Raw genomic sequence first — 26,803 nt, 5'->3', positions numbered from 1 at the left:
GAAAGCGGTTTATCGCCGTTCCAGTGTCGACGGTCGATACGATTTAATGCGTGATATCAAATCAGAGCGAGATTGGATGTGAGCAAGCGAGCCTATAACTTCTGCGCCGGTCCTGCGGCGCTGCCTGAAGCTGTCCTGCAGCGCGCCCAGGGTGAACTCCTTGATTGGCACGGCAAGGGTCTGTCGGTCATGGAAATGAGCCATCGCAGCGATGAGTTCGTGTCCATTGCCACCCAGGCCGAGCAGGATCTGCGTGACCTGCTGAATATCCCGTCGAACTACAAAGTGTTGTTCCTGCAGGGCGGCGCCAGCCAGCAGTTCGCACAGATCCCGCTGAACCTGCTGCCCGAAGGTGGTTCGGCCGACTACATCGACACCGGTATCTGGTCGCAGAAAGCCATCGAAGAAGCCTCGCGCTACGGTCACGTCAACGTTGCCGCCACCGCCAAGCCTTACGACTATTTCGCCATTCCCGGCCAGAACGAGTGGAATCTGTCGAAAGACGCCGCGTACGTTCACTACGCGCCGAACGAAACCATCGGCGGTCTGGAATTCCAGTGGATCCCGCAAACCGGTGACGTGCCGCTGGTGGCCGACATGTCCTCGGACATTCTCTCGCGTCCGGTCGACATCTCGCGTTTCGGCATGATCTACGCCGGCGCACAGAAGAACATCGGCCCGAGCGGCATCCTCGTCAACATCATCCGCGAAGACCTGCTCGGCAAGGCCCGCTCGCTGTGCCCGACCATGCTCGACTACAAGGTCGCGGCCGACAACGGCTCGATGTACAACACCCCGCCGACCCTGGCCTGGTACCTGTCCGGTCTGGTGTTCCAGTGGCTGAAAGAGCAGGGCGGCGTCGAAGCGATCGCCAGGCTCAATGACGTCAAGCAACGCACTCTGTACGACTTCATCGATGCCAGCGGCCTCTACAGCAACCCGATCAACAAATCGGATCGCTCGTGGATGAACGTGCCGTTCCGTCTGGCTGATGATCGTCTGGACAAGCCGTTCCTCGCCGGTGCCGACGAGCGCGGTCTGCTCAACCTCAAGGGCCACCGCTCGGTGGGCGGCATGCGCGCCTCCATCTACAACGCTGTCGACATCACTGCGGTCAACGCGCTGGTGGCTTACATGGCGGAATTCGAGAAGGAACACGGCTGATGTCCGAGCAAGAACTCAAGGCACTGCGCGTTCGCATCGACGCTCTGGACACCAAAGTCCTCGAGCTGATCAGTGAGCGTGCGCGTTGCGCCCAGGAAGTCGCCCGCGTGAAGATGGCCTCGCTGGCCGAAGGCGAAGTGCCGGTGTTCTATCGTCCCGAGCGCGAAGCTCAGGTGCTCAAGCGCGTGATGGAGCGCAATCAGGGGCCGCTGGGCAACGAAGAGATGGCGCGGCTGTTTCGCGAAATCATGTCCTCGTGCCTGGCGCTGGAGCAGCCGCTGAAAGTGGCGTATCTGGGCCCTGAGGGCACTTTCACCCAAGCGGCGGCGATGAAGCACTTCGGTCACGCAGTGATCAGCAAGCCAATGGCGGCGATCGACGAAGTGTTCCGTGAAGTCGCCGCCGGTGCGGTGAATTTCGGCGTGGTGCCGGTGGAAAACTCCACTGAAGGCGCGGTCAACCACACGCTGGACAGCTTCCTCGAGCACGACATGGTGATCTGCGGCGAAGTCGAGCTGCGCATCCACCATCATCTGCTGGTCGGCGAAAACACCAAGACCGACAGCATCAGCCGCATCTATTCCCATGCGCAGTCGCTGGCCCAGTGCCGCAAGTGGCTGGACGCGCATTACCCGAATGTCGAGCGCGTCGCGGTGTCGAGCAACGCCGAAGCGGCCAAGCGGGTCAAGGGTGAGTGGAATTCCGCGGCGATCGCCGGCGACATGGCAGCGGGGCTGTACGGCCTGACGCGCCTGGCCGAGAAGATCGAAGACCGTCCGGACAACTCCACGCGCTTTTTGATGATCGGTAATCAGGAAGTGCCGCCGACCGGCGACGACAAGACCTCGATCATTGTGTCGATGAGCAACAAGCCCGGCGCGCTCCATGAGCTGCTGGTGCCGTTCCATGACAATGGCATCGACCTGACCCGCATCGAAACCCGTCCGTCGCGCAGCGGCAAATGGACCTACGTGTTCTTCATCGACTTCGTCGGCCACCACCGTGATCCGTTGATCAAAGGTGTGCTGGAAAAGATCAGTCAGGAAGCAGTAGCACTCAAAGTGCTGGGTTCCTACCCGAAAGCAGTTCTCTAAGGGGCGGTAGCAAATGAGTGGCAACTTCCTCGCTCTGGCACAGCCGGGCGTGCAACAACTTTCGCCGTACGTTCCGGGCAAGCCTGTGGACGAACTGGCGCGCGAGCTGGATCTGGATCCGGCAAAAATCGTCAAACTGGCGAGCAATGAAAACCCGCTGGGCGCCAGCCCGAAAGCCTTGGCGGCGATTCGCGAAGAGCTGGCCGAGCTGACTCGTTACCCGGACGGCAACGGTTTCGCCCTGAAATCGCTGCTCGCCGAGCAGTGCCGCGTCGAGCTGAATCAGGTCACCCTGGGCAATGGCTCTAACGATATTCTTGAGCTGGTTGCCCGTGCCTATCTGGCACCGGGCCTGAATGCGGTGTTCAGCGAGCACGCTTTCGCCGTATATCCGATTGCCACCCAAGCGGTCGGTGCACAAGCCAAAGTCGTGCCGGCCAAGGATTGGGGACATGATCTGCCAGCGATGCTTGCGGCCATCGATGCCAACACCCGCGTGGTGTTCATTGCCAACCCGAACAACCCGACCGGCACCTGGTTCGGCGCAGAAGCGCTGGACGAGTTCCTGCAGGACGTTCCCGAGCACGTGCTGGTAGTGCTAGATGAGGCTTACATCGAATACGCCGAAGGCAGCGACTTGCCGGACGGCCTCGACTTTCTTGCGGCTTATCCAAACCTGCTGGTGTCGCGCACGTTCTCCAAAGCCTATGGCCTGGCAGCGCTGCGCGTCGGTTACGGCTTGTCGACGCCTGTGGTGGCAGATGTGCTGAACCGCGTTCGCCAGCCGTTCAACGTCAACAGCCTCGCCCTCGCCGCAGCTTGTGCAGCATTGAAGGACGATGAGTATCTGGCGCAGAGCCGTCAGCTCAACGAAGCAGGCATGCAGCAGTTGCAGGCTGGTTTCCGTGAGCTGGATCTGGGCTGGATCGAGTCCAAAGGCAACTTCATTTGCGTCGATCTCGGCCAGGTCGCGGCGCCGGTTTTCCAGGGCTTGCTGCGCGAAGGCGTGATCGTGCGTCCGGTGGCCAATTACGGCATGCCGAACCACCTGCGGGTGACCATTGGTCTGCCAGCGGAAAACAGCCGTTTCCTCGAGGCGCTGCGCAAGGTTCTGGCTCGTGGTTGATGTCACTGCGCTGCAACCTGCTGCACCTATGATCGATCGCCTTGTGGTGGTCGGTCTGGGATTGATCGGTGGTTCGTTTGCCAAAGGCTTGCGTGAAAGCGGCCTGTGCCGTGAAGTGGTCGGCGTCGATCTGGATCCGCAATCGCGCAAGCTCGCGGTCGAGTTGGGGGTCGTCGATCGCTGTGAAGACGACTTGGCGGCAGCCTGCGTCGGCGCTGATGTGATTCAGCTGGCGGTGCCGATTCTGGCGATGGAAAAACTGCTCGCACGTCTGGCTGTAATGGATCTGGGGCAGGCGATCCTCACGGATGTCGGCAGCGCCAAGGGCAATGTGGTGCGCGCGGCGACCGAAGCGTTCGGCGGCATGCCGGCGCGGTTCGTGCCGGGCCACCCGATTGCCGGTTCCGAGCAGAGCGGGGTGGAAGCCTCGAATGCCGAGCTGTTCCGTCGGCACAAGGTGATCCTGACGCCGCTTGAGCAGACCGATCCTGCCGCGCTGGCGCTGGTCGATCGCCTGTGGCGCGAGCTGGGCGCCGATGTCGAGCACATGCAGGTCGAGCGTCACGACGAAGTGCTTGCCGCGACCAGTCATCTACCGCACCTGCTGGCCTTTGGTCTGGTCGATTCGTTGGCCAAGCGCAATGAAAATCTGGAGATCTTCCGTTACGCTGCCGGTGGTTTTCGCGATTTCACAAGAATCGCCGGAAGCGACCCGGTGATGTGGCACGACATCTTCCTCGCCAACCGCGAGGCTGTCCTGCGCACACTCGATACATTTCGCAGCGACCTCGACGCCTTGCGCGACGCGGTCGATGCAGGGGATGGGCACCAATTGTTGGGCGTTTTCACGCGCGCCCGGGTTGCCCGCGAGCATTTCAGTAAAATCCTGGCCCGCAGGGCCTATGTGGACGCTATGAATTCCAACGATCTGATCTTCCTGGCTCAACCTGGTGGCCGCCTGTCCGGTCGGATTCGCGTACCGGGTGACAAATCGATTTCCCACCGTTCGATCATGCTCGGCTCGCTGGCCGAAGGCGTCACCGAAGTCGAAGGCTTCCTCGAGGGCGAAGACGCCCTGGCGACCTTGCAGGCGTTTCGCGACATGGGCGTGGTCATCGAAGGCCCGCACCACGGCCGCGTGACCATTCACGGTGTCGGCCTGCACGGCCTGAAACCGGCGCCGGGCCCGATCTATCTGGGCAACTCCGGCACCTCGATGCGCCTGCTCTCCGGCCTGCTGGCGGCGCAGAACTTCGACAGTACACTGACAGGCGACGCGTCGCTGTCCAAGCGTCCGATGAATCGTGTGGCCAATCCTCTGCGGGAAATGGGCGCCGTGATCGAAACCGCCGCTGAAGGTCGTCCGCCAATGACCATTCGCGGTGGCCACAAGCTCAAAGGCCTGACCTACACCATGCCGATGGCCAGCGCTCAGGTGAAATCCTGCCTGCTGCTTGCCGGCCTGTACGCCGAAGGCAAGACCACCGTCACCGAGCCAGCACCGACCCGTGACCACACCGAGCGCATGCTGCGTGGCTTCGGCTACCCGGTCAGCGTTGACGGTGCCACGGCTTCGGTCGAGTCCGGCGGCAAGCTCACTGCAACTCACATCGAAGTGCCGGGCGATATCTCGTCATCGGCGTTCTTCCTCGTCGCGGCCTCGATCGCCGAGGGTTCCGAGCTGGTGCTGGAGCACGTCGGTATCAACCCGACCCGTACTGGCGTGATCGACATCCTGCGTTTGATGGGCGCTGATATCACTCTGGAAAACCAGCGCGAAGTCGGCGGTGAGCCAGTGGCTGACTTGCGCGTGCGGGAAGCTAGACTCAAAGGTATCGAGATTCCGGAAGAACTGGTGCCGCTGGCGATCGACGAATTCCCGGTACTGTTCGTGGCTGCTGCATGCGCCGAAGGGCGGACCGTGCTGACCGGCGCCGAAGAGCTGCGGGTCAAGGAATCCGACCGGATCCAGGTCATGGCGGACGGTTTGCTGGCGCTGGGCGTCAAGTGCGAACCGACCCCGGACGGCATCATCATCGACGGCGGCCCGATCGGCGGCGGTGAAGTGCACGGTCACGGCGATCACCGTATTGCCATGGCTTTCAGCGTTGCCTCGTTGCGCGCTACCGCACCGATCCGCATCCACGATTGCGCTAACGTCGCGACCTCGTTCCCCAACTTCCTCGCGCTGTGCGGGCAAGTCGGCATTCGTGTGGCACAAGAGGCTCAGTCGTGAAAAACATTGCACCGGTCATCACCATCGATGGGCCAAGCGGCTCCGGCAAAGGCACGGTCGCCGGGATTCTGGCCAAGCGTCTGGGCTGGAACCTGCTGGATTCCGGTGCGCTTTATCGTTTGCTCGCGTTCGCTGCGCACAATCATGGCGTCGACCTGACCAACGAAGAGCTGTTGAAGACATTGGCCGCTCATCTGGATGTGCAGTTCATCGCCGCGACCGAAGGTCAGTTACAGCGGATCATTCTGGAAGGCGATGAAGTCAGCGATGTCATTCGCACTGAAAGCGTCGGTTCCGGTGCCTCGCAAGTGGCTGCGCTGCCCGCCGTCCGCGAGGCGCTGCTGCAGCGCCAGCGCGCATTCCAGGAGGCGCCAGGCCTGGTGGCTGACGGTCGCGACATGGGTACGGTGGTTTTTCCGGATGCACCGCTGAAGATTTTCCTGACCGCCAGTGCCGAGGAGCGGGCGCGCCGTCGATATTTGCAGTTGAAGGGCAAAGTCGAGGGTGTTAGTCTGTCGAGTCTGCTAGATGAGATCCGTGCACGCGATGAGCGTGACACCCAGCGCGCAGTAGCCCCGCTCAAGCCGGCGGCCGACGCGATTCAGCTGGATTCCACGGAGCTTTCCATCGATCAGGTGCTTGAACGCATCATGAGCGAGATCGCCATTCGCGATATCGCCGGGTGACCAAGAGGGCCGCAGGGGCCCAGTCATAGTCCTGCGGTGCTTCTTTTAAATGAAACTAACCCACACCGTCTGGGGTGTGGAGATGGGCGTTTACTTCGCCCTCATCTACAGGAATTAAAATGAGCGAAAGCTTTGCGGAACTCTTTGAAGAAAGCCTGAAAACCCTGAACCTTCAGGCAGGCTCCATCATCACCGGTGTTATCGTTGATATCGATTACCAGGCTCGCTGGGTAACCGTTCACGCTGGTCTGAAGTCTGAAGCACTCATCCCGCTTGAGCAGTTCTACAACGATGCTGGCGAACTGAACATCAACGTTGGTGATGAAGTTCACGTTGCTCTGGATTCGGTTGAAGACGGCTTTGGCGAAACCAAGCTGTCCCGTGAAAAAGCCAAGCGCGCTGAATGCTGGATCGTTCTGGAAGCAGCCTTCGCAGCCGAGGAAGTGGTCAAGGGCGTTATTAACGGTAAGGTTAAAGGCGGCTTCACTGTCGACGTTAACGGCATCCGTGCGTTCCTGCCAGGTTCCCTGGTTGACGTCCGTCCTGTGCGCGACACCACGCACCTGGAAGGCAAAGAGCTGGAATTCAAGGTCATCAAGCTGGACCAGAAGCGCAACAACGTTGTCGTTTCCCGTCGCAGCGTCCTCGAAGCCGAGAACTCCGCCGAGCGTGAAGCTCTGCTGGAATCCCTGCAGGAAGGCCAGCAAGTCAAAGGTATCGTCAAAAACCTCACCGATTACGGCGCATTCGTCGATCTGGGTGGCGTGGACGGCCTGCTGCACATCACCGACATGGCCTGGAAGCGCATCAAGCATCCTTCCGAGATCGTCAACGTTGGTGACGAAATCGACGTCAAGGTTCTGAAATACGATCGCGAACGCAACCGTGTTTCCCTGGGCCTGAAGCAACTGGGCGAAGATCCATGGGTTGCTATCAAAGCCCGTTACCCAGAAGGCACTCGCGTAACCGCTCGTGTAACCAACCTGACTGACTACGGCTGCTTCGCTGAGCTGGAAGAAGGCGTTGAAGGCCTGGTACACGTTTCGGAAATGGACTGGACCAACAAGAACATCCACCCTTCGAAAGTCGTACAAGTCGGCGACGAAGTGGAAGTCATGGTTCTGGACATCGACGAAGAGCGTCGTCGTATCTCCCTGGGCATCAAGCAGTGCAAGTCGAACCCATGGGAAGACTTTTCTGGCCAGTTCAACAAGGGCGACAAGATCTCCGGCACCATCAAGTCGATCACCGATTTCGGTATCTTCATTGGTCTGGACGGCGGCATCGACGGTCTGGTTCACCTGTCCGACATCTCCTGGAACGAAGTGGGCGAAGAAGCCGTACGTCGTTTCAAGAAGGGCGACGAGCTGGACACTGTCATCCTGTCGGTTGACCCGGAGCGCGAGCGCATCTCCCTGGGCATCAAGCAACTGGAAAGCGATCCGTTCTCCGAGTACGTCTCGGTTAACGACAAGGGCGCTATCGTGACCGGTACCGTGAAAGAAGTTGACGCCAAAGGCGCCATCATCGTTCTGGCCGACGACATCGAAGCTACCCTGAAAGCCTCCGAAATCAGCCGTGACCGCGTTGAAGACGCGCGCAACGTTCTGAAAGAAGGTCAGGAAGTTGAAGCCAAGATCATCAGCGTTGATCGCAAGAGCCGCGTAATCCAGCTCTCGATCAAGTCGAAAGACGATGCTGAAGAGAAAGAAGCCATCCAGAGCCTGAAAGCAGCTCCGGAAGGTGAAGCAGCTGACACCACTATGGCGGCACTGCTGCGTCAAGCAATGGCCAAACAGAACTAAGTTCTGCTTGATCATGAAAAAGGGCGACTTCGGTCGCCCTTTTTTGTGTCTGCGATTTGGTCTTTGTACGCCCGTGCATGAAACCATTGCGTCCGCCTGTGGGTCTGTTTCTTTAATCGGATCAATCGCCTATTCGCGACTAAGCTTGGTCTTGAGCGTGTAGTCGTCGGGCTTGCCTGGCATAAGGAAGTGGATGAACAAGTTATATGTTGTTGCAATGGTATTGGCGCTGGCAGGGTGTACCACCAGCGCAAAGACCCATGCAGTGCGTGGCGTTAGCGGTATCGAGGTCGACTGCTCGGGGCTGGGCTCCGGTTGGGAAAAGTGTCAGAAACGTGCAGCGAAGGAGTGTAAGGGCAAGGGATACAAGGTGATCACCCGCTCTGATGATGCGAAAGATGAAGACGACTATCCGTTCGGCTTCAATCCCGCAGGCTTTGTCACCCGGACCATGCTGGTGATGTGTCGCTAGGTGCGCAGCGTTCCGGCTCGCGGGTTCGATGCCCTGAAAATGGGCGTTTTAACGCGGGGGAAGATATGTCAATCCCTGGGCTGTTCAAATTCTTCGGGGCATGCTAAAACCTTTCAAGCGCTGATCTAGCTGCTTGAAAAAGAAGGGAAAAATATGACGAAGTCGGAGTTGATCGAACGAATTGTCACCCATCAAGGGCTACTCTCATCCAAGGATGTTGAGCTGGCTATCAAGACCATGCTTGAACAAATGTCTCAGTGCCTTGCCACCGGTGATCGCATTGAGATCCGTGGATTCGGCAGCTTCTCCCTGCACTACCGCGCGCCCCGCGTCGGCCGTAACCCAAAGACCGGCCAGTCTGTCAGTCTGGACGGCAAATTCGTTCCGCATTTCAAACCGGGCAAGGAATTGCGTGACCGCGTGAACGAGGAAGAGGAGGAGGGCGCTTGATCTTCGCTATTCAAATTCGAGGGCGCGTGAATGCGTAATCTGAAACGCATACTGCTTGGCGTATTTCTTCTGTTGATGGTTCTGGTTGTTCTGGCGTTTGTACTGGAGAACCAGCAATCGGTTGCGCTTTTGTTTCTGGGTTTTTCCGGCCCGCAGTTGCCAGTCTCGGTGGTTACAGTATTGGCGCTGCTGATCGGCATGCTGATCGGCCCGGTGTTGGGCTGGCTTCTGGGGCGTTCGTCCAGAGCTGCACGCAAGCGAATGGTCTGAAAACGGCAGGCGCACGGCATCTGTCGAAATTGCGCCTCGGCCTGTCTTTATCCATTAGTAAAACCATCATTAAGCTGTAAAATGCGTCCCTTGTTCGATCGTGCCTTCTGCATGTCGATTCAGACTGACTCTGACGGATGCCGACTGATAGTGGCTTCTGCAATCATGGACTAGACCGCGCTCGCTGGCAGCGCTGTCCGCAGCTCAAGGGTATCGCTTCGCGTGAAAATTCTAGTTACCGGCGGTGCCGGCTTCATTGGCTCGGCAGTCATCCGTCACATCATCTCCAACACTTCCGATGCAGTCGTTAACGTCGATAAACTCACGTACGCCGGCAATCTGGAGTCCTTGGCGGAAGTCAGCCAGAATTCGCGTTATGCGTTCGAGCGAGTCGATATCTGTGATCGTGAGCAGATCGACCGCGTTCTGCGTGAGCATCAACCGGATGCAATCATGCACCTGGCCGCAGAATCCCACGTCGATCGCTCGATATCGGGCCCGTCTGACTTCATCCAGACCAATATCATCGGTACCTACACGCTGCTCGAGGCCGCGCGCCACTACTGGGCTGCGCTGGACGATGCGCGTAAAGCGCGCTTCCGCTTCCACCACATTTCGACTGACGAAGTTTACGGAGACCTCGAAGGTCCGGAAGACCTCTTCACCGAAACCACGCCTTATCAACCAAGCTCACCCTACTCGGCGAGCAAGGCCAGCTCCGATCATCTGGTTCGTGCCTGGGCACGCACTTATGGCTTGCCTACGCTGGTGACCAACTGCTCGAACAACTATGGCCCATGTCACTTCCCTGAGAAGCTGATCCCGCTGATCATTCTCAACGCACTTGAAGGCAAGCCGCTGCCGGTGTACGGCAAAGGCGATCAGGTTCGCGATTGGTTGTATGTCGAGGATCATGCTCGTGCGTTGTACAAAGTAGTCACCGAAGGCGTCATCGGTGAGACCTACAACATCGGTGGACACAACGAAAAACAGAACATCGACGTGGTGCATACCCTGTGTTCGTTGCTCGATGAGTTGCGACCTGATTCGGCCCATCGTCCCCATGCCAGCCTGATTACCTATGTCCAGGACCGCCCGGGGCATGATCAGCGTTATGCAATCGATGCCAGCAAGATCCAGCGGGAATTGGGTTGGGCGCCTGAAGAGACCTTCGAGACCGGGATCCGCAAGACCGTCGAATGGTATTTGAACAACGCTGATTGGGTTGAGCACGTGAAGAGCGGCAGCTATCAGCAGTGGATCGATCAGAACTACACGGATCGCTCGAACAACGCATGAAAATTCTGTTGCTGGGCAAGAACGGTCAGGTGGGCTGGGAGCTGCAACGCTCTCTGGCTCCGCTTGGAGAGTTGATTGCACTTGATCGCCATCAGGCCGATGGATTGAATGGCGATCTGTCGAATCCCGAGGCTCTTCGCGCGACGATTCGGCAGGTGCGGCCCAACGTTATCGTTAACGCTGCTGCTTACACTGCCGTTGATAAAGCCGAATCGGAAACCGAGTTGGCTGACCGTGTAAACGGCATTGCAGCGGGTGTTATGGCTGAAGAAGCCGCCGCCTCCGGTGCCTGGCTGGTTCATTACTCGACCGATTACGTTTTCAATGGCCAGGGCACTGCCGCGTGGCGGGAAACCGATGCCGTTGCGCCGGTGAACCACTATGGCTCCAGCAAACTCGCCGGCGAGCGGGCAATCACTGCATCGGACTGCAAGCACCTGATCTTCCGTACCAGCTGGGTTTATGGTGCTCGCGGTAACAACTTCGCGAAGACGATGCTGCGCTTGGCCAGCGATCGCGAAACGTTGAGCGTGGTCGCGGATCAGATTGGTGCGCCTACCGGTGCAGATCTGATTGCCGACGTAACGGCTCAGGCGCTTCGCCAGGCCCTGCAACAGCCCGAGCTGGCGGGGTTGTACCACTTGGCAGCCGCTGGTGAAGTGTCCTGGCATGGCTACGCAAGCGAGGTGATCGCTTTCGCTAAAGCCAATGGTGAATTACTCGCCGTGAAGGCTATCGAGCCGGTCGAAACCACTGCCTATCCGACGCCCGCACACCGGCCGCTTAACTCGCGACTGGATACTCAAAAGCTGCGCACTACTTTTTCTCTACACTTGCCGGATTGGCAAAGTGGTGTAACCCGAATGCTCAGGGAAATTCTGAATAAATGATCAAGACCAATCGTAAAGGCATCATTCTGGCAGGTGGCTCCGGGACACGTTTGCATCCGGTCACGCTGGGGGTGTCCAAGCAGCTGCTGCCTATCTACGACAAACCGATGATTTTCTATCCGTTGTCGGTGCTCATGCTCGCGGGCATACGAGAAATCCTGATCATTTCGACCCCTGAAGACTTGCCCAATTTCCGCAAGCTCTTGGGTGACGGCAGTCTGTATGGCATCGAGTTGAGTTATGCCGAGCAGCCGAGCCCGGACGGCCTTGCGCAGGCGTTCATCATCGGCGAGTCGTTTATCGGTAGCGACCCTTGCTGCCTGATTCTCGGCGACAATATCTTTTACGGTCAGTACTTCACTGAAAACCTGCGCTCTGCCAACGCTCAGGCCTCAGGCGCGACAGTGTTCGGCTATCACGTGTCCGACCCGGAGCGTTTCGGAGTGGTGGAATTCGATGCCAATGGCTGCGCGCTGAGCATCGAAGAAAAGCCACTGAAGCCGAAATCCAACTACGCCGTGACCGGGTTGTACTTCTACGATAACCAGGTCGTTGAAATTGCCAAGAACATCAAACCGTCGGAGCGGGGCGAGCTGGAAATCACCGACATCAATCGCGCGTATCTGGAACAGAAAACCCTGAACGTCGAAATGTTGGGGCGCGGCTTTGCCTGGCTGGATACCGGTACGCATGACTCGCTGCTGGAAGCCGGGCATTTCGTCCACACCATCGAGCACCGTCAGGGGCTCAAAGTCGCTTGCCTTGAAGAAATCGCCTACCACAACGGCTGGATCAGCGCAGAGCAAGTCGAAGCTCAGGCGCTGCGCCTGAAGAAAACCGGTTACGGGCAATATCTGCAGAAGCTGCTCGATCAGCCAGCACGTTGACGGGCGCGGTTTATCGAGCGCTGTTTGTTGCATTCTGTCGAGGTATCAATTGCGATTGGCGCTGTAGAATGGCAGGCAATTACGCAACGTATTCAGCGCTCGCGAGGGCGCATGTGTCATCAGTCCCGCTGTCTTGAGATCGAGAGGCGGGGCAAGGATTCTGCACCGGGTTTGGTGCAGTTGGATTGCAAACATAATTGAGACTGCTTTCCTGACAATCACTGGCGGGAGAGAGGGTTAAGGACTTTGAGCATGGAACTGATTCCCGTAATTTTGTCTGGCGGAGTGGGCAGCCGGTTGTGGCCTGTATCCCGTGAAGCCCATCCCAAGCCCTTCATGGAGTTGCCGGATGGTCAGAATCTGATCCAGAAGACGTTCCTGCGTGCCTCACGGCTGGACGGTGTGGTGGAAGTCCTCACCGTGACCAATCGTGAGCTGCTGTTCAAGACTGAAGATGAATACGGCCTCGTCAACACGGCCAGGCACGCGCAGGGCTTCATTCTCGAGCCGTTCGGGCGCAATACTGCCGCTGCAGTCGCGGCGGCAGCCTTGCAACTGGAGGCCACCCACGGCCCCGATGCGCACATGCTGGTGCTCGCAGCCGATCATTTGATTCAGGACGAAAAAGCCTTTGCCGCGGCGGTGTCCAATGCCGTGGCGCTGGCCAGTGAAGGCTGGCTGGTCACGTTCGGCATTCAGCCGACCTATCCGGAAACCGGGTTCGGTTACATCGAGGCGCAGAAAGAGGCGCCGCTCAAAGGCGGGCTGAAGGTCGCCCGGTTTGTCGAGAAGCCTGATCTGGAGACTGCACAGAACTACGTCGGTGCCGGCAACTATTTCTGGAACTCGGGCATGTTCTGTTTCCGTGTAGGCACCGTCCTGGAAGAGCTTCGGCTGCACGCCCCCGACGTTGTCGAGGCAGTTGCAAAGACTATCGAGGTGTCTCGCCTGACTTCCTCCAACAAATATCGTTGCCTGGCGCTGGACAGCGAAAGCTTTGCGCAGGTGCCGGATATTTCAATCGACTATGCATTGATGGAGCGTTCCCAGAAAGTCGCAACCATTCCGTGTGACATCGGCTGGAGTGACATCGGCTCATGGAACGCGGTGAGCGAACTGACTGCGCCGGATGAAAACGGCAACCGCTTTGAAGGCGAAGTGCTGTCCCATGGCTCGCGCAATAATTATGTGAACAGCGAAGGTCGTCTGACCGCGCTGGTCGGTGTGGAAGACCTGTTGGTCATCGACACACCTGATGCGGTGATGATTGCTCATAAAGATCACGCTCAAGACGTGAAACACATCGTCAATCAGCTCAAGGCGTGCAGCCATACCGTGCATTTGCTGCACCGTACGGTCCACCGTCCATGGGGGACCTACACGACCCTGGAAAATGGCGAACGCTTCAAGATCAAGCGGATTGTCGTAAAGCCCAAGGCGTCGCTGTCGCTGCAGATGCATCATCACCGCAGTGAACACTGGATCGTCGTCAGCGGGATGGCGGTCGTGGTCAACGACCAGCAGGAACTGATGCTCAACACCAACGAGTCGACGTTCATCCGTGCCGGTCACCAGCATCGCCTCATGAACCCGGGCGTCATTGACCTGGTGCTGATCGAGGTGCAGAGCGGCGATTATCTGGGTGAAGACGATATCGTCCGCTTCGAAGACAACTATGGTCGCGTAGATAAATAACAGCGGGTTGCAGCCATAAGCCTGATCGGCGATTTTACCGGTCGGGCTTATTTGTATGTGTTGACCTTCAAAATTCTATCCTCATAGATGATGTGCCGTTGCGGTCAGGTGCGTCATCGCAGATTCCCGGGCAAGAGATCAGAATGCATACCCCTATCAAAACCCTGTGTTTCAAGGCTTATGACATCCGTGGCCAAGTGCCTTCGGATCTCAACGAGGACGTTGCCTATCAAATTGGCCGGGCAATGGTCACCGAGTTGCGAGGTAAAAGCATCGTATTGGGGCGGGATATGCGGCTGGAAAGCCCGATGCTGGCTGATGCGATGACTCGCGGGCTAATTGAGGCTGGCGCAGACGTTATCGATATCGGGCTGTGCGGCACCGAGGAAGTGTACTTCGCCACGAGCGCATTCGATGCGGATGGCGGCGTGATGATTACTGCAAGCCACAATCCCAAGGGTTATAACGGGATGAAACTGGTCAAGTCGCAATCGCGCCCGATCAGCGGTGACACCGGTCTGAACGCCATCCGTGATCGTGTGGAAAGTGGAGACCTGGGCGAGTTGGCCGACAAGGCTGGCGAAGTCCGCCACGAGTCAGACAAAACTCGTTACATCGATCACTTGCTCTCCTACATCAACGTTGCGGATTTGAAGCCTCTGAAGGTACTGGCAGATCCGGGTAATGGCGCTGCCGGCCCGGTTCTGCAGGCATTGATCGACAAACTGCCGTTCGAATGGGTGCTGATCAATGCTGAGCCAGACGGTAATTTCCCCAATGGCGTACCGAACCCGTTGTTGCCCGAAAACCGTGAGCTGACTCGTCAGGCGCTGCTCGACAACGCTTGCGATCTCGGGTTGGCCTGGGATGGGGATTTCGACCGCTGTTTCTTTTTCGATGAAACAGGCCGGTTTATCGAAGGTTATTACCTGGTCGGTCTACTGGCGGAAATGCTCCTCAAGCAACATCCGGGCAGCAAGATCATTCACGACCCGCGCCTGACCTGGAACACCATCGATCAGGTTGAGCAGGCGGGCGGAGTGCCGGTGCTGTGCAAGACCGGGCATGCCTTCATCAAAGAGCGGATGCGCGTTGAAGATGCAATCTATGGTGGTGAAATGAGTGCCCACCACTACTTTCGTGACTTTGCCTACTGCGACAGCGGGATGATTCCGTGGTTGTTGGTGACGGCTTTGATGTCTTCCACTGGCAAGACTTTGGCCCAACTGGTTGATGAACGTATTTCTGCATACCCTTGCACCGGTGAGATCAATTACCGGGTCGAGGATGTGCCGGCCATGTTGCAGAAGGTTCTGGAGCATTACTTGCCTCAGAATCCAAAGCTCGACAAAACCGACGGTATCAGCGTTTCCTTTGCAGATTGGCGCTTTAATTTGCGCGGCTCAAATACCGAGCCGCTGTTGCGATTGAACGTTGAAGCGAAGGGCGATGAGGCGCTGATGTGGGCGCGTCTGAAGGATCTCGAGTTGTTGATCAAGGGGGCGTGAGAACTCCGGTTTTTTGGTATTCATCGGCGCCCGTGCTTCGATGGTCGCAACATTGTGGCGCGGTCGCGGGTTGTGAAATATCAATTCAATAGGTTCATATTTTGAAAACGGTTTTATTGCTAAGTACTTACCCAATTATCAGCCCCCGACATGGCGGGCAGGTCCGTGTCGCCAATATCGCGAAAACGTTCAGCGAAAACGGTTGGGATGTTACACACCTGGCGGTTTATGAACCCGAAGGCTATCCGCCGTCGACATTGGGTGCCAACGACGTCAAATTCCCGGCCGGTAGCATCTTCAGAAAGTACAAGGGCACCTATGTGCCGTTGATCAACGATCTGCTTTCGGGTGAGTTCGCGGCTTCGCAAGAGGGCGGCTTTGCCGAGATTCTCAAGAAGCTGCCTGCGGTCATCGATGTGATTCATGTTGAGCAACCATGGCTTTGGCCTCTGGTGATGAAAATCAAGGAGATGCCTCAGTACAGCAACGCGTGCCTTGTTTATGGTTCGCAGAATATCGAGGCGCCGCTCAAGCTGGAAATCCTCGACAGTTACAACATCAAGGGTGCCGAGCCGGTCATTGCCGATATCGAAGCGCTTGAGCGCAAGGCTGCGCTGGAGGCCGACATCGCCGTGGCCGTCACGCAGGCGGACTTCGACATCCTCAGGGAGTGGGGCGCGAAAATGCCTTTGCTCGCTCCCAACGGCATCGCGCCCTGGAATGCCAAGGCTGACGTGCTTGAAACCTGGAAGTCGCGTTTGCCCCGGTCGCCGTGGATTCTCTATGTTGCCAGCGCTCATCCTCCCAACTTCAAAGGTTTCAACGAGTGCCTGGGCAGTTCCCTGGCCTGCATTCCACCCGACAGTAAACTGGTTGTGGTCGGCAGTGTCTGTGAACACCTGGAGTCGACACTTCGGGACAGTCGCTGGGGTCAGTTGAACCTCTCGCGCCTGCAGCTTTTATACATGCTGCCGGATGACGACCTGGATGCAGTTAAAACCCTCGCCCATGCATTTTTGTTGCCGATTCCTCATGGCGGCGGTTCAAACATCAAGACGGCTGAAGCCATCTATTCGGGCAAGTACGTTGTCGGTACCGAATCGGCGTTCCGGGGTTTCGAGCAGCACTTGAATCTTCCGGAAATCAGCGTTGCCCGCACGCCAAGTGAATTTCATGCGGCCATCCGTAACCGTTTGACAGGGCCTGCGACAGTTGACAGCAAGGGGCCGGACAAGGACGCCCGGGAGTCTCTGACCTGGGCGCGAAGCCTGGAATCAATACCGCTTGCAGCGGCAGCAGTCATAGAGAAGAAGGCGCAAGCATGACCACGTGGTTTGATGTAACGACCATCCTGGGCTGGCATCGGCCAGCGGTAGGCATTATTCGTACCGAGGCGGAAGCGGCTGCCCATGCGCTTGAACTGATTGCGGCGGGTGAGGATGTGAAGTTCTGCTTCTACAACCACTCTACGGGTTACAGCGCCATTGGCGCGGGCGAAGTGACAGCGACGCTGAAAAGAATATCGGCAGGGCATTCAAGTGCCCCGTCTCAAGTGGCTGTCATCAGTTCGAACAAGAGTTCGATCGAAGCCCGTGTCAAAGAAAAAGCCCTTAAAGTGTTGAATCGACTGCCGACGAAAATCAGCGGTCGCATCTATCAGTTTTTCCAACAGCGACGCGTATCCATCGTCGAGGCCGTTGTCGGTGTTCGGCACCTGCGCTCGGCGCTCAGAGGCTTTTTCAAGCCTGCTCATCGAGGCCACGTATTTAATCCGTCGTCGCAACAGGCGAGCATCACTGAACATCCTTTTTCAAAAGGTGACAGTTACATTTCTGTCGGGCTGGATTGGGATAACAAGAACCTTCCATACCTGTATGAGCTGAAGAAGAATGTCGGCCTGCGCGTTGTTCTCTTCTGCTACGACGTCATTCCGGTCAGGCTTCCTCACCTGTGTGTCGGCGATGTGGCAGCCAGGTTTGCCAATTACTTCACCGACGTTGCCTGGTGCGCGGACAAGATTCTGTGTATCTCTGAATGCACCCGCAAGGATCTTGTGGCGCTGCTGGAAGAGTTGGGTGCGCCTGTACCCGAGACCGCCGTGGTCAAGCTGGGATGTCAGCTCTCTCATGAGTTGAGCGACAATATTTCCCCTGAAGTGAAAGCGCTGCTCAAAGAGCGGTTTGTGCTGTTCGTTTCGACGATCGAGCGCCGCAAGAACCATGAAGTCCTTTACCGAGCCTACGCCCGTTTGATTGACGAGGGCGTTCAGGATTTGCCCAAACTTGTATTCGTCGGAATGCCGGGATGGGGGGTTGGAGACTTACTGGCGGACATTCGGCTGGATCCGAGAACGAAGCCCTACATCCGCATTCTCAACAATGTGTCCGATTCTGATCTCATGCATTTATATCGTCATTGCATGATGACTGCGTTTCCATCGTTGTATGAAGGGTGGGGGTTGCCGGTTGCGGAAAGCCTGGCGGCCGGCAAGTATTGCCTGGCTTCGAGCGCCGCATCAATTCCTGAAGTCGGTGGAGAGCTTCTGGATTATCTGGAGCCGTGGGATGTTTCGGTGTGGGCCACCGAACTACAGAAATATGCTTTCGATCCTTTCGCACTTGCTGCCAAGGAAGAGGCTATCAACCGAGATTATAAACCTGTGGCCTGGGCTGAGACCGCACAGTTCATCTTTGCAAGTCTGAAGTAGCAGTAACACGTTTTCGGTGGATCACAGGGTGATCCACCGAAAACGCAGATTCAGACAATCGTGTTGGTATTAAAAATGCTCAGCGGCTTGGTGATGTCTTGCGTTGTCAGCAACTCAGGATTTGCTGACCATCTATCAATGATATGTGCAAAGTGATCGACCGCCGAGATGATTACTTGTGCGCGACGAACTACCGGGATGGCTTGTTCAAGTCGGTGTGCATAGTTTTCAGCTGTAAATGTTTCTTTCGCCCACGCTTGTGCATTTTTTCCAATATCCACGGTAGAGGCGCGATCGTTGTGCAGCGAAAGAAAGATCTGCTTCAGATCCTCCATCTCCTGGTCGGGCGACACCTTGCGCACATACTGGTCTGGTAGTTCTTTATAAAAACCGGTGTCTGTCACGATCGTTGCTTTGCCGTAGAGCATCGCTTCAATGGCTGAAGCTGAGGCGGCTTCCAGGCTTGGCCACCGCAGACAGCTGATCACATCGGCTTCCCTGATGGCCTGTGACAAAGTAGCGTCATCGACTTCATTGGAAATAACCAGTTCGACACCGCTGCTGGCCGCCAACTCTGTGAGCTGTTGGGCAACTTCGGGAGCAACTGCGCCGACCAGCCGATAGCTCAGGTTTTTCCTCAGCAGAGGATCGCTCGCAATTGCCTTGATGCAACTCTCAACTCGTTTATTCGGATTGACGTGACCAATGGTCAATACCTTCAGTTTTTTACCACCACTGGATTGACCTGTCGCCGTGATAGCGCCTGGCGCATCGTAGGCGAGTGGCGTTACAAAAACCGGGCCTGCGCATGCCGCCATGACCCGATCACAACCCCAATAACTATGAGTCATCACGCCGGTGGCAAGCGAACTGATCCATTCAGTCAAAGGTGCAGCTTCCCGGGTCGACCTGATAAAGGCCGCGCTGTCACTGACGTTGAAGTAATCGGCCGCAATTTGCTCTCCGTACCACCGGGTCAGCACGCTATGGGCTTGATCGCGTCGCTCCTGCGACCAGCCCCAGAATAAATGGCCAAGAAAAAAGTCGTGCAGGCAGACGATGCCAGGTGCCTTTTGGAGCCAGGTTACGCCACCTTCATGAAACTCGTAGTTATCGCCAATTTGATAAATCAGGCTATCAGCGGTCGCTATTTCATGGGCGACCTGCGCTTCGTCCGTCCACTGCAATAGCGTACAGCCGAAGTCGTGGGGTTCTCTGGAGAGAACATGTTGACTTTCGGTTCGGACGAGAACTACGTGATGCTTTTGCGCCAGCAAGGCACGCACGACGAGACGTGTCATTCGACCAATGGCTGAAGATTTGACACCTGGTGTGAAAATGACAAGTTTCATTTGAGCAGCGCCTCGACGGTCTCGGGCCAGTTTATGCCAAGGCTGTTCCACAATGCCTGGGCGTCCTCGCCATACTGTTGGGTGCGGGTCTTGTTTTCATAGGCGGCGCTCATTGCTTCAGCCAGACCTTGCACTGTCGGTTCCGCTCTCCAGCCGGTTTCCTCGTGATTGACCAGTCCGAGGATGCCACCGCTGTCGGTAGTCGTGATCAAGGCCTTACGAGCGGTGGCTGCTTCCATGGCCACATAACCCAGCGAATCTTCATCAAAAGGAATGTATGCCACGGCCAGGGCGCGATTAACGTAATCCGCGTACGTGGCTCGGGGCAAGAAACGCAGGTCAAGCTTTACGCGATCCTGTAAGCCGAACTCTTCAACGATCGAATGCAGTTGCTTCGTGTCGGAATCGGATTCAGGTGGGCCGGCGATAATTAACTTGACCCGTTTGTCGGCTTTGGCCAGCGCTTGCAGTAGCAAGTATTGGCGCTTCATGCCATTTACTCTGCCGCCGGCAAAAATATAGTCGTCATGCTTGCCGCCGCCAAAGGCTTGCGGATCATTGACGGGGGGGAGCAGCACCTGAGAATCAAAGCCGTTGTACTTGAGCAGCCGCTGCCGAGTGATTTCGGAATTGGTATAGATATGACGACTTTCAGCAAAACTTTCATTATCAGCATGGATAATTGCTTTTCGAATGTCATCGCCAGTTTTGTCCGCAGGCAGGTTGGTTTGCCCTACATCGAACAGATCATAGGCCTGGCGGTATTGATGAAGCAGCCATAGGGATTTTCTGTGGTGCCGGATCAGATACGCCGGAAACTTGAGAGCAATGACGTGATCAGCATTGAAGACTTCAAGAGTACGTGCCAGCAACATCTGCGAGGGGATCCTGGAAGCCGGTTCCCATTGAAAAGGAATACGCATGATTTCCGCATCATGCCCGGCAATGATCAGATTTTTTTCCAGGTTGACAGCCAGTTCTTCTGCGCCGCCCCAGATGAACGGAGCCATGTTGTTAACGATCAAGACTTTCATGCCAAAAGGCGCTCCAACACATGCGACCAAGAAATTTTCAAATCAACCAGTCGCTGTTTGGCGTTCTTGCCCATGGCTTCTGTCACGTTTCGCTCCCTGAACAATTTGTCCATTGCGTTGGCTAATGACTCGGGTGTTGGTTCTGCGATATAGCCGTTGAAACCATCCTGAACCAGTTCAAGAACTCCACCGGAGTCTGTAGTGGTAAGAACGGATTTCTCTGCGTGACTGGCTTCCAGGCTCGGATACCCGTAGGAATCTTCATCCACCGGCAAGTACGCAGCAGCAAGACAAACTGACAGATGTGCGACTTTTTCTTCTTCGGTAATCCAGCGGTCTTCGAGAGTGACTCGATCCGATAGATTGTAGTCCTTGATTTTTTGACGAAGGTCATCCACGTAGGCAGGGCTCGCACCGGTCCCTAGAATGCGCAAGCGAACCGGGGTCGTGGTGAAGCTCAGTGCCTCGATAAGCAAGTGTTGGCGCTTATGATGCTCAACGCGGCACATGTACACGATCTCGTCATTGTATCCGGAGCAGAAGAAGCGTTCGGATTCAAACACGGGAGGGTAGAGGACTTCGCTGTCGATGTCGTTGAAGGTTTTGAGTCTTCCAGACACAACTTTCGAGTTGGTGAAAATCGCCTTTGCTTCACCCAGAGCGCGAGTGTCCGCATCGAACAGCGCTTCCCGGATTGCACGGTGTTTTGTGTCATCGGCAAAATCCCGATAAGGGCTGTCCCACATATCGTAAAACGCGCGAATGTGGTGAATGAACCACAGAATCTTGTGTGGGTGTTCAATCAGGTGTGATTGAGGTCTGAAGCAGATGACACGGTCAGCTGCCTGAAGATCCACCCAGCGCAATGCCATCATCTGCTGAAACAAAAGATCCGGTGCATCCAGCTCGGGCAGATAAACGATCTCGACCTGATGGCCGGCTTCAGTCAGGGTAGAAGCCAGCCAGTCGACGATGTTTCTTCCGCCACCTCTAATGAAGGGAACGAACGTGGAGCAAAGTGCGATTTTCATCAGGCCGTCAAGACCTCACGCAAGCTGGCTGCGACTCTGATGATGTCTTCTTGCGTCAAATCCTGGTGCGTCGGCAGGTTGATGCCGCGGCCGGACCAGAGGTCGGCTACCGGGTAATGGTTGTCTTCCTTGTACGGCGGTAAGACGTGCATCGGGTAGAACACAGGTCGGGTTTCAATGCCCATTTCGTCCATCTTCTGCATCACGGCATCACGTTTGTGTTCGTCACCGTCGGCCAGGAAAATGTTGTACATCCAGAAAACCTGTTTGGCCCAGGAGGCCTGGGTTGGCAGGACAATCTTGTCCTTGAGGTCAGCCAGCGCTTCGTTGTACCAACCGGCAATGCGCTCACGGTCGGCCAGTGCGGTCGCAATGTTTTCCATTTGCGCAAGGCCGATGGCCGCCTGGATGTTGGTCATGCGGTAGTTGTAACCAATGACCGGGAACCAGTAGCGACGGTTCGGATCCATGCCTTGGCCGCGGAACAGTCGCAGCTTGGCAGCAAGCTCGTCGTCATTGGTAGTGATCATCCCGCCTTCACCGGTTGTGACGATCTTGTTGCCGAAAAAGCTGAAGGTTGCGCAGGTGCCCATGCTACCCACTTTGCTACCTTTGACTTCGGCACCATGGGCTTCGGCGGCGTCCTCGACGACCCACAGATTATGCTTGTGGGCGATTTGGTTGACGACGTCCATCTGGGCCGGATGACCATAGAGGTGAACTGGAATAATGCCTTTGGTCTTCGCGGTGATCTTGCTTTCGATGGTCTGCGGGTCAATGTTCATGGTGTCGGCACAAACGTCCACCAGTACCGGAGTAGCTCCGCAATAACGTACGGCGTTCGCTGTCGCGATGTAAGTCACCGTCGGAATAATAACTTCGTCACCGGGTTGCAGGTCGAGAACGACCAGCGCCAAGTGCAATGCTGTTGTGCCATTGTTGGTGGCGATGGCGTGTTTGACGCCACAGAAAGCTGCGAAGCTCTCTTCGAAAGCGCCGATGTATTTGCCGTTCGATGAAATCCAATTCGTATCGAGGCAATCCATTACATAGTTGCGCTCATTGCCAGCAAGTTTCGGTTGTGCGACGGAAATACGTTTCATGTTCGTTCCTTCAAATTTTATGTAAAGCTTTGGCTGGCACACCGACAACTGTTGTTGCTGGCCCGATATTCGATATCACAACGCTTCCAGCTCCCACCATGACCGAGTCCCCAATGTGGATCCCGGGAATGATTTTGCTGCCCACGCCGACAAAGCTGAGATTACCTACTTGAACATTGCCCGCGAGTGCGCATTGCGGAGCAATGTGTACCGCTTGCCCAATCACGCAGTCATGGTCGATGGTGGCACCCGTGTTGACGATGCACAGGTCACCGATTTGTGTCTCGGCATTGACTACCGCTCCAGCCATGATGGCTATGCCGACGCCCAGCGATGCCGAGGGTGAGACAACGGCCGCAGGGCTGACTGCATTCACCAGGTGATATCCGCATTCGACGGCTTTTTTTGCGAGTTTGTTACGCACCGGATTGGAGCCGATAGCAATGAAAACCCGCTCATATCCCTCTTCGCGCAATGCAATGAGGTGGTCGTCGCTTTTAAGAACCGGAATGCCCAGGCAGGTGTCCGGGCTGTCGGGGTTTCCGACGCAGTAGGCGATGTTATCGCCCCGTGCTTGCAGCAATTCGATACAGACCTTCGCATGGCCACCAGCCCCGACGACAATGATGTCATTTTTCATGCCGCCAGCCCTCCAGCTTTCAGCGAATCGGGGGATGAAAACAACAAATTGACTGAGTCAATATTGGCTAATTGCTCAATAGACCAGGTCTCAAGTTCGCCGGTTTCCTCATTGATGACCCGATAGGTAAGTCCCAGATCGGTAAAGCGGCCCAGCCAATCTTCCAGACGGAGTGCATTCTTTTTCAGATGAGGAATGCCGAGCTCGACGATCAAGAGGATATGAGGATTGGCGGCAAGCAGATTTCTTGCGCCGCTGATGATATCTATCTCGGCACCTTCAGCATCAATTTTCAGCAGATTGACCGGCTGACCTTTGGGCAAGGCATCGTCAAGGGTGATGGTGGTGATGTCCACGGTAGTCGTGGCAACGAAAGATGGATTGTCCAGCTCATACAGCGAGTGGTGCCCGCTGGTGGCGCCAAGGTGCAGTTTTTCGCTACCAGCGTGATCCGAAAGCGCGAATTGAGACACTTCGCTCATGGCAGACAGGCCATTGAGCCACAGGTTCTTTTCCAGCAGTTCACGCGTTGGCGTAAATGGCTCGAATGCGAAGATCTTTCCCTGACCCTCCATCGCGCGTCCAGCAGCGATCGAGTGAAGACCGATGTTTGCTCCGATATCTACATAGACGTCACCAGGCTTGACCAGGCGTTGAATCAGCAGGCGCGTGCCTGTCTCCAGCTCGCCGGCTTGTAGCAGGCAAGTCAGCAACGCATGATCCGTGGATCCGCAGAGCACGTAGCCAACGGCTGTCTTGACCAATGTTTCGTCCGGGCCGCAATTGATGGCGACGCGATTGGCATCGAGAAGTGCGTATTGCTCAATCCGATCAAGTTGGGGTTTGTTGATGTTCTCCGCAACATCCAGATTTTCGAGCTTCTGCAGGTTTTCCTCCTGGGTGGATAGAAGTTTCTGCGTGAAAGATGTCTGAACTTTCGAAGCATGCATAAGCCGTTTAAGCTCCAATACGATCTGCTCGTGCTGATGGAGCCGTTGTGCATTCAATCGTGCGCTATGCTCGATTTGCTGATGTTGCTGCTCCTGAAGCTTGCTGAACTCGTGGAGTATTTCCTGCCTGATAGATGAAATGAAGTAAGTGCGCATGCGCGCGAGCACCGGGCGCGCAAACGGCCTGGTCAAACGAAAGGATGCACGGGCAAACCTGCGAAGGGTCTGCTTGGTGCGATGCTTCAATATCAGGCTCCAACTCGGACTTCCAGCCAGATCGTGCATGGGGCTGGAGTCCGGATGAGTGAGCGTTGACTCAATCAGGCTCGCTTCCGGATGCTCGATGTTCGTCTCAGGCAGGCTTTCGCTGGTAGCGGTTCGGGCATTTGAGAGCCGCTGTATGGAGGCGTTTTTAAAAGCTGCCTCTATATCCACACCATTGCGCTTAATGCTGTTCATTTGCTTCAAGCTCCGAAATACGCGGCAGTGACGGTCGTCGGGTCGCCGTCCATCTTTATCCTTCCGTGTTCCAGCCACAGCACTCGATTGCAGGTGTGCATTACCAGTTCGCGCGAATGGCTGGCGATTACCAGAATATTCGTCGATTTCACCAGTTCGTTCATGCGGATTTCAGCTTTGTGCTTGAAGCCTTCATCACCGACCGAGAGCCATTCATCCATCAACAGGATTTGAGGTTTGATGATGGTTGAAACCGCGAAAGCCAATCGAAGATGCATACCTGAGGAGTAGGTGCGAATCGGCATGTCGACGAAATCGCCCAGCTCGGAAAACTCGATGATCTCGTCAAGCTTTTCGGTTATCTCTGACTTGGTCATTCCGAGAATCCCACCACGCAGGAAAATGTTTTCCCGGCCGGTGGCCTCTGGGTCAATGCCTAGAGAAATATCGATCAGAGAGCCGATATCACCTTCGATCAGTGCAGTGCCCGAAGAAGGCTCGTAGACGCTGCTGAGCAGGCGCAAAAGGGTGCTTTTGCCAGCGCCATTGTGCCCAAGCAGGCCGACCCGATCACCATCGCGCAGAGTGAACGTCAAGTCTTCGAGAGCACGGACAACCACGCGGCCTTGCTCGTCTGAACCCAGCTGTCCGCCGGTGGCGACCTGTATCAGGCGCTTTTTCAGCGAGCGCCCATTGGCGTTGTAGATAGGGAAATCCACGCAAACATTTTTGAATTCGATCAAGGACATTAGTAATTCTTCTTAGAGCCAGTAGGCGATGCGGCGCTTGTAGCGACCATATACCACGAGCGCAACGGCCCAGCCGATGGCGGCCATGGCCAAGGAAACCCACCAGTTGGTCGCGGTTGGTAACTCGCCGATCAGAGGCGAGCGAACCACAGACATGATGTGGTAGGCCGGGTTCAGGTCGAGCAGGTACAGTCCGGCTCGCTGTGGTAGCAGGCTGGGCATCCACATGATTGGCGTGAGGTAGAACACTACTTGTAACAAGCTTGCGACAATCTGTGGAAGATCACGATAGCGCGCGCACAGGACGCCCAGCAGCAATGCAATCCACGTAAGGTTGAGCAAGGCGAGCAGGAAGCCCGGAATGCTGATCAGCGCCAGCCAGGTAAGAGGCTTGCCGACGGCCAACAACACCAGCGGGAAAATCACAATGTTGTGTCCGAGGATCAATATGTTGCGCCAGATCATTCGCATGATGTGCGCGAACAGAGGTATCGGCAGTTGTTTGATGATGCCTTCAGCTGCGATAAAACCGGTGCAGCCTTCACCGATTACCGTGGACATGAAGCTCCAGAGAATCATGCCGATGGCCAGAAACGGCAGAAACTCTTGCATGGGAGAGTTGAAAATCTGACCGAAGACCACACCGATGGTGCCGATCATGACGCCCATGCTGATGGTCAGCCAAAACGGACCCAGAGCTGACCTTCTATAGCGCTGCCGGACGTCTTGCCAGCCTAGCATCCCTACTAAAGCGTACCGTCTTGTCGCGGCGATGATATCCGACACGGCGATACCTACTGAACCATTGCGCATTAATAGCACCAGATTATTGATCAAAAAAACACGCCATTTTAGGCTGGAGGGCGGAGAGTGTCACTCTTTGTACATTATTTCTTCGCTCGATTGGGCGCACAATATCGGGTATCTATGCCTGGTCTTCAAGTTCTTGATTTTTATGATGAGGATGCAAAGCTTGCTGGGTCGTGCAGGCTGGGGTCTCAGGTATCCGGTTGCGAGTCTGATCGCGGTCAGGCCGTAAACGCGCACGTATACTGTTACGTGTTGAAAGTAGCTGGGTATCGTCGTTCAAGCCCGCAATCTGTATGATCTGCAAGAATTTGTGGCTCTGTTGAACAGAGCACAATCGCGCACACGACACAACAGGGCCTGCCAAGGCACTAAAATGGAGATTAGAG

The 26,803-nt window shown here is 56.2% G+C and carries 24 protein-coding genes; 16 read left to right on the top strand and 8 right to left on the bottom strand.

Annotated features, from left to right (window positions below; genetic code table 11):
- Window positions 1-78: 78 nt before the first annotated feature.
- The 16 genes from serC to QRN33_RS11085 all read left to right on the top strand — a co-directional run bounded on the left by serC (window position 79) and on the right by QRN33_RS11085 (window position 18,289).
- The gene (gene serC / locus QRN33_RS11160; RefSeq protein ID WP_064361501.1) at window positions 79-1,164 is read left to right on the top strand and encodes a 3-phosphoserine/phosphohydroxythreonine transaminase; all 1,086 of its coding nucleotides are present in this window, start codon (window positions 79-81) and stop codon (window positions 1,162-1,164) included.
- Window positions 1,164-2,258, top strand: coding sequence for a prephenate dehydratase (gene pheA, locus QRN33_RS11155; RefSeq protein WP_016770924.1), 1,095 nt, complete (start codon window positions 1,164-1,166; stop codon window positions 2,256-2,258). Before serC ends, pheA begins: the two co-directional genes overlap by 1 nt.
- 13 nt (window positions 2,259-2,271) lie before the next feature.
- Window positions 2,272-3,384: a histidinol-phosphate transaminase gene (hisC, locus tag QRN33_RS11150; protein ID WP_042607939.1), complete on the top strand. Its 1,113-nt coding sequence runs from the start codon at window positions 2,272-2,274 to the stop codon at window positions 3,382-3,384.
- A gap of 28 nt (window positions 3,385-3,412) precedes the next feature.
- A complete protein-coding gene (locus QRN33_RS11145; protein ID WP_285408583.1) occupies window positions 3,413-5,620 on the top strand; it encodes a bifunctional prephenate dehydrogenase/3-phosphoshikimate 1-carboxyvinyltransferase in 2,208 nt (735 codons plus the stop codon).
- Window positions 5,617-6,306 (top strand): (d)CMP kinase, encoded by a 690-nt coding sequence (gene cmk / locus QRN33_RS11140; RefSeq protein WP_024013869.1) that lies wholly within the window; start codon window positions 5,617-5,619, stop codon window positions 6,304-6,306. The genes QRN33_RS11145 and cmk overlap by 4 nt, the downstream gene beginning before the upstream one ends.
- Window positions 6,307-6,425: 119 nt before the next feature.
- Entirely contained in the window at window positions 6,426-8,111 is a 1,686-nt protein-coding gene (gene rpsA, locus QRN33_RS11135; protein ID WP_016770920.1) for a 30S ribosomal protein S1, read from the top strand.
- Between the two features lie 193 nt (window positions 8,112-8,304).
- On the top strand, window positions 8,305-8,583 hold the full coding sequence (locus QRN33_RS11130) for a hypothetical protein (RefSeq protein WP_281923329.1): 279 nt from the start codon (window positions 8,305-8,307) through the stop codon (window positions 8,581-8,583).
- Between the two features lie 153 nt (window positions 8,584-8,736).
- On the top strand, window positions 8,737-9,033 hold the full coding sequence (ihfB, locus tag QRN33_RS11125) for an integration host factor subunit beta (protein WP_007950920.1): 297 nt from the start codon (window positions 8,737-8,739) through the stop codon (window positions 9,031-9,033).
- A 30-nt stretch (window positions 9,034-9,063) separates the two neighbouring features.
- Entirely contained in the window at window positions 9,064-9,303 is a 240-nt protein-coding gene (locus QRN33_RS11120; protein WP_285408578.1) for a LapA family protein, read from the top strand.
- A gap of 222 nt (window positions 9,304-9,525) precedes the next feature.
- Window positions 9,526-10,602 carry a dTDP-glucose 4,6-dehydratase gene (rfbB, locus tag QRN33_RS11115; RefSeq protein ID WP_042607936.1) on the top strand — a complete coding sequence of 359 codons (1,077 nt, stop codon included), beginning with the start codon at window positions 9,526-9,528 and terminating at the stop codon, window positions 10,600-10,602.
- Window positions 10,599-11,492, top strand: a complete 894-nt coding sequence (gene rfbD, locus QRN33_RS11110) for a dTDP-4-dehydrorhamnose reductase (RefSeq protein ID WP_285408575.1) — start codon at window positions 10,599-10,601, stop codon at window positions 11,490-11,492. Before rfbB ends, rfbD begins: the two co-directional genes overlap by 4 nt.
- Entirely contained in the window at window positions 11,489-12,379 is an 891-nt protein-coding gene (rfbA, locus tag QRN33_RS11105; protein WP_064361506.1) for a glucose-1-phosphate thymidylyltransferase RfbA, read from the top strand. The genes rfbD and rfbA overlap by 4 nt, the downstream gene beginning before the upstream one ends.
- A 252-nt stretch (window positions 12,380-12,631) precedes the next feature.
- Window positions 12,632-14,074, top strand: a complete 1,443-nt coding sequence (locus QRN33_RS11100) for a mannose-1-phosphate guanylyltransferase/mannose-6-phosphate isomerase (RefSeq protein ID WP_285408573.1) — start codon at window positions 12,632-12,634, stop codon at window positions 14,072-14,074.
- A gap of 143 nt (window positions 14,075-14,217) precedes the next feature.
- On the top strand, window positions 14,218-15,582 hold the full coding sequence (locus QRN33_RS11095; protein ID WP_285408572.1) for a phosphohexomutase domain-containing protein: 1,365 nt from the start codon (window positions 14,218-14,220) through the stop codon (window positions 15,580-15,582).
- A 101-nt stretch (window positions 15,583-15,683) separates the two neighbouring features.
- The gene (locus QRN33_RS11090) at window positions 15,684-16,907 is read left to right on the top strand and encodes a glycosyltransferase family protein (protein ID WP_285408571.1); all 1,224 of its coding nucleotides are present in this window, start codon (window positions 15,684-15,686) and stop codon (window positions 16,905-16,907) included.
- The gene (locus QRN33_RS11085; protein WP_285408570.1) at window positions 16,904-18,289 is read left to right on the top strand and encodes a glycosyltransferase family 4 protein; all 1,386 of its coding nucleotides are present in this window, start codon (window positions 16,904-16,906) and stop codon (window positions 18,287-18,289) included. Before QRN33_RS11090 ends, QRN33_RS11085 begins: the two co-directional genes overlap by 4 nt.
- A 50-nt stretch (window positions 18,290-18,339) precedes the next feature.
- On the opposite strand, the gene QRN33_RS11080 is transcribed toward QRN33_RS11085, so the two are convergent.
- From QRN33_RS11080 to QRN33_RS11045, 8 genes are read right to left on the bottom strand one after another with little or no spacing between them, the layout of a single operon-like run.
- Entirely contained in the window at window positions 18,340-19,641 is a 1,302-nt protein-coding gene (locus QRN33_RS11080; protein ID WP_285408569.1) for a glycosyltransferase, read from the bottom strand.
- Window positions 19,638-20,675 carry a glycosyltransferase family 4 protein gene (locus tag QRN33_RS11075; protein ID WP_285408568.1) on the bottom strand — a complete coding sequence of 346 codons (1,038 nt, stop codon included), beginning with the start codon at window positions 20,673-20,675 and terminating at the stop codon, window positions 19,638-19,640. The genes QRN33_RS11080 and QRN33_RS11075 overlap by 4 nt, the downstream gene beginning before the upstream one ends.
- Window positions 20,672-21,706, bottom strand: a complete 1,035-nt coding sequence (locus QRN33_RS11070; protein ID WP_285408567.1) for a glycosyltransferase family 4 protein — start codon at window positions 21,704-21,706, stop codon at window positions 20,672-20,674. Before QRN33_RS11070 ends, QRN33_RS11075 begins: the two co-directional genes overlap by 4 nt.
- A complete protein-coding gene (locus QRN33_RS11065) occupies window positions 21,706-22,809 on the bottom strand; it encodes a DegT/DnrJ/EryC1/StrS family aminotransferase (protein ID WP_281923345.1) in 1,104 nt (367 codons plus the stop codon). Before QRN33_RS11065 ends, QRN33_RS11070 begins: the two co-directional genes overlap by 1 nt.
- 10 nt (window positions 22,810-22,819) lie before the next feature.
- Window positions 22,820-23,449: an acetyltransferase gene (locus tag QRN33_RS11060; protein ID WP_285408566.1), complete on the bottom strand. Its 630-nt coding sequence runs from the start codon at window positions 23,447-23,449 to the stop codon at window positions 22,820-22,822.
- Window positions 23,446-24,858, bottom strand: a complete 1,413-nt coding sequence (locus QRN33_RS11055; RefSeq protein ID WP_285408565.1) for an FkbM family methyltransferase — start codon at window positions 24,856-24,858, stop codon at window positions 23,446-23,448. The genes QRN33_RS11060 and QRN33_RS11055 overlap by 4 nt, the downstream gene beginning before the upstream one ends.
- Before the next feature lie 5 nt (window positions 24,859-24,863).
- A complete protein-coding gene (locus QRN33_RS11050; protein WP_281923351.1) occupies window positions 24,864-25,607 on the bottom strand; it encodes an ABC transporter ATP-binding protein in 744 nt (247 codons plus the stop codon).
- A gap of 12 nt (window positions 25,608-25,619) precedes the next feature.
- Window positions 25,620-26,444: an ABC transporter permease gene (locus QRN33_RS11045; protein WP_285408564.1), complete on the bottom strand. Its 825-nt coding sequence runs from the start codon at window positions 26,442-26,444 to the stop codon at window positions 25,620-25,622.
- Between the last annotated feature and the right edge of the window lie 359 nt (window positions 26,445-26,803).

The sequence above is a fragment of the Pseudomonas sp. FR229a genome (assembly GCF_030209115.1).
Taxonomy (GTDB): Bacteria; Pseudomonadota; Gammaproteobacteria; order Pseudomonadales; family Pseudomonadaceae; genus Aquipseudomonas; species Aquipseudomonas moraviensis_A.
This window is presented reverse-complemented; position numbering and strand designations above follow the sequence as displayed.

Excerpts from the sequence above, each read along its gene's own strand:
- QRN33_RS11120 (WP_285408578.1), top strand. The coding sequence starts at position 9,064 with ATGCGTAATCTGAAACGCATACTGCTTGGCGTATTTCTTCTGTTGATG.
- QRN33_RS11060 (WP_285408566.1), bottom strand. The coding sequence starts at position 23,449 with ATGAAAAATGACATCATTGTCGTCGGGGCTGGTGGCCATGCGAAGGTC.
- QRN33_RS11050 (WP_281923351.1), bottom strand. The coding sequence starts at position 25,607 with ATGTCCTTGATCGAATTCAAAAATGTTTGCGTGGATTTCCCTATCTAC.
- QRN33_RS11100 (WP_285408573.1), top strand. The coding sequence starts at position 12,632 with ATGGAACTGATTCCCGTAATTTTGTCTGGCGGAGTGGGCAGCCGGTTG.
- QRN33_RS11085 (WP_285408570.1), top strand. The coding sequence starts at position 16,904 with ATGACCACGTGGTTTGATGTAACGACCATCCTGGGCTGGCATCGGCCA.
- ihfB (WP_007950920.1), top strand. The coding sequence starts at position 8,737 with ATGACGAAGTCGGAGTTGATCGAACGAATTGTCACCCATCAAGGGCTA.
- QRN33_RS11080 (WP_285408569.1), bottom strand. The coding sequence starts at position 19,641 with ATGAAACTTGTCATTTTCACACCAGGTGTCAAATCTTCAGCCATTGGT.
- rfbA (WP_064361506.1), top strand. The coding sequence starts at position 11,489 with ATGATCAAGACCAATCGTAAAGGCATCATTCTGGCAGGTGGCTCCGGG.
- QRN33_RS11095 (WP_285408572.1), top strand. The coding sequence starts at position 14,218 with ATGCATACCCCTATCAAAACCCTGTGTTTCAAGGCTTATGACATCCGT.
- QRN33_RS11075 (WP_285408568.1), bottom strand. The coding sequence starts at position 20,675 with ATGAAAGTCTTGATCGTTAACAACATGGCTCCGTTCATCTGGGGCGGC.
- QRN33_RS11130 (WP_281923329.1), top strand. The coding sequence starts at position 8,305 with ATGAACAAGTTATATGTTGTTGCAATGGTATTGGCGCTGGCAGGGTGT.
- QRN33_RS11070 (WP_285408567.1), bottom strand. The coding sequence starts at position 21,706 with ATGAAAATCGCACTTTGCTCCACGTTCGTTCCCTTCATTAGAGGTGGC.
- QRN33_RS11065 (WP_281923345.1), bottom strand. The coding sequence starts at position 22,809 with ATGAAACGTATTTCCGTCGCACAACCGAAACTTGCTGGCAATGAGCGC.
- rpsA (WP_016770920.1), top strand. The coding sequence starts at position 6,426 with ATGAGCGAAAGCTTTGCGGAACTCTTTGAAGAAAGCCTGAAAACCCTG.
- hisC (WP_042607939.1), top strand. The coding sequence starts at position 2,272 with ATGAGTGGCAACTTCCTCGCTCTGGCACAGCCGGGCGTGCAACAACTT.
- pheA (WP_016770924.1), top strand. The coding sequence starts at position 1,164 with ATGTCCGAGCAAGAACTCAAGGCACTGCGCGTTCGCATCGACGCTCTG.
- QRN33_RS11145 (WP_285408583.1), top strand. The coding sequence starts at position 3,413 with ATGATCGATCGCCTTGTGGTGGTCGGTCTGGGATTGATCGGTGGTTCG.
- rfbD (WP_285408575.1), top strand. The coding sequence starts at position 10,599 with ATGAAAATTCTGTTGCTGGGCAAGAACGGTCAGGTGGGCTGGGAGCTG.
- QRN33_RS11055 (WP_285408565.1), bottom strand. The coding sequence starts at position 24,858 with ATGAACAGCATTAAGCGCAATGGTGTGGATATAGAGGCAGCTTTTAAA.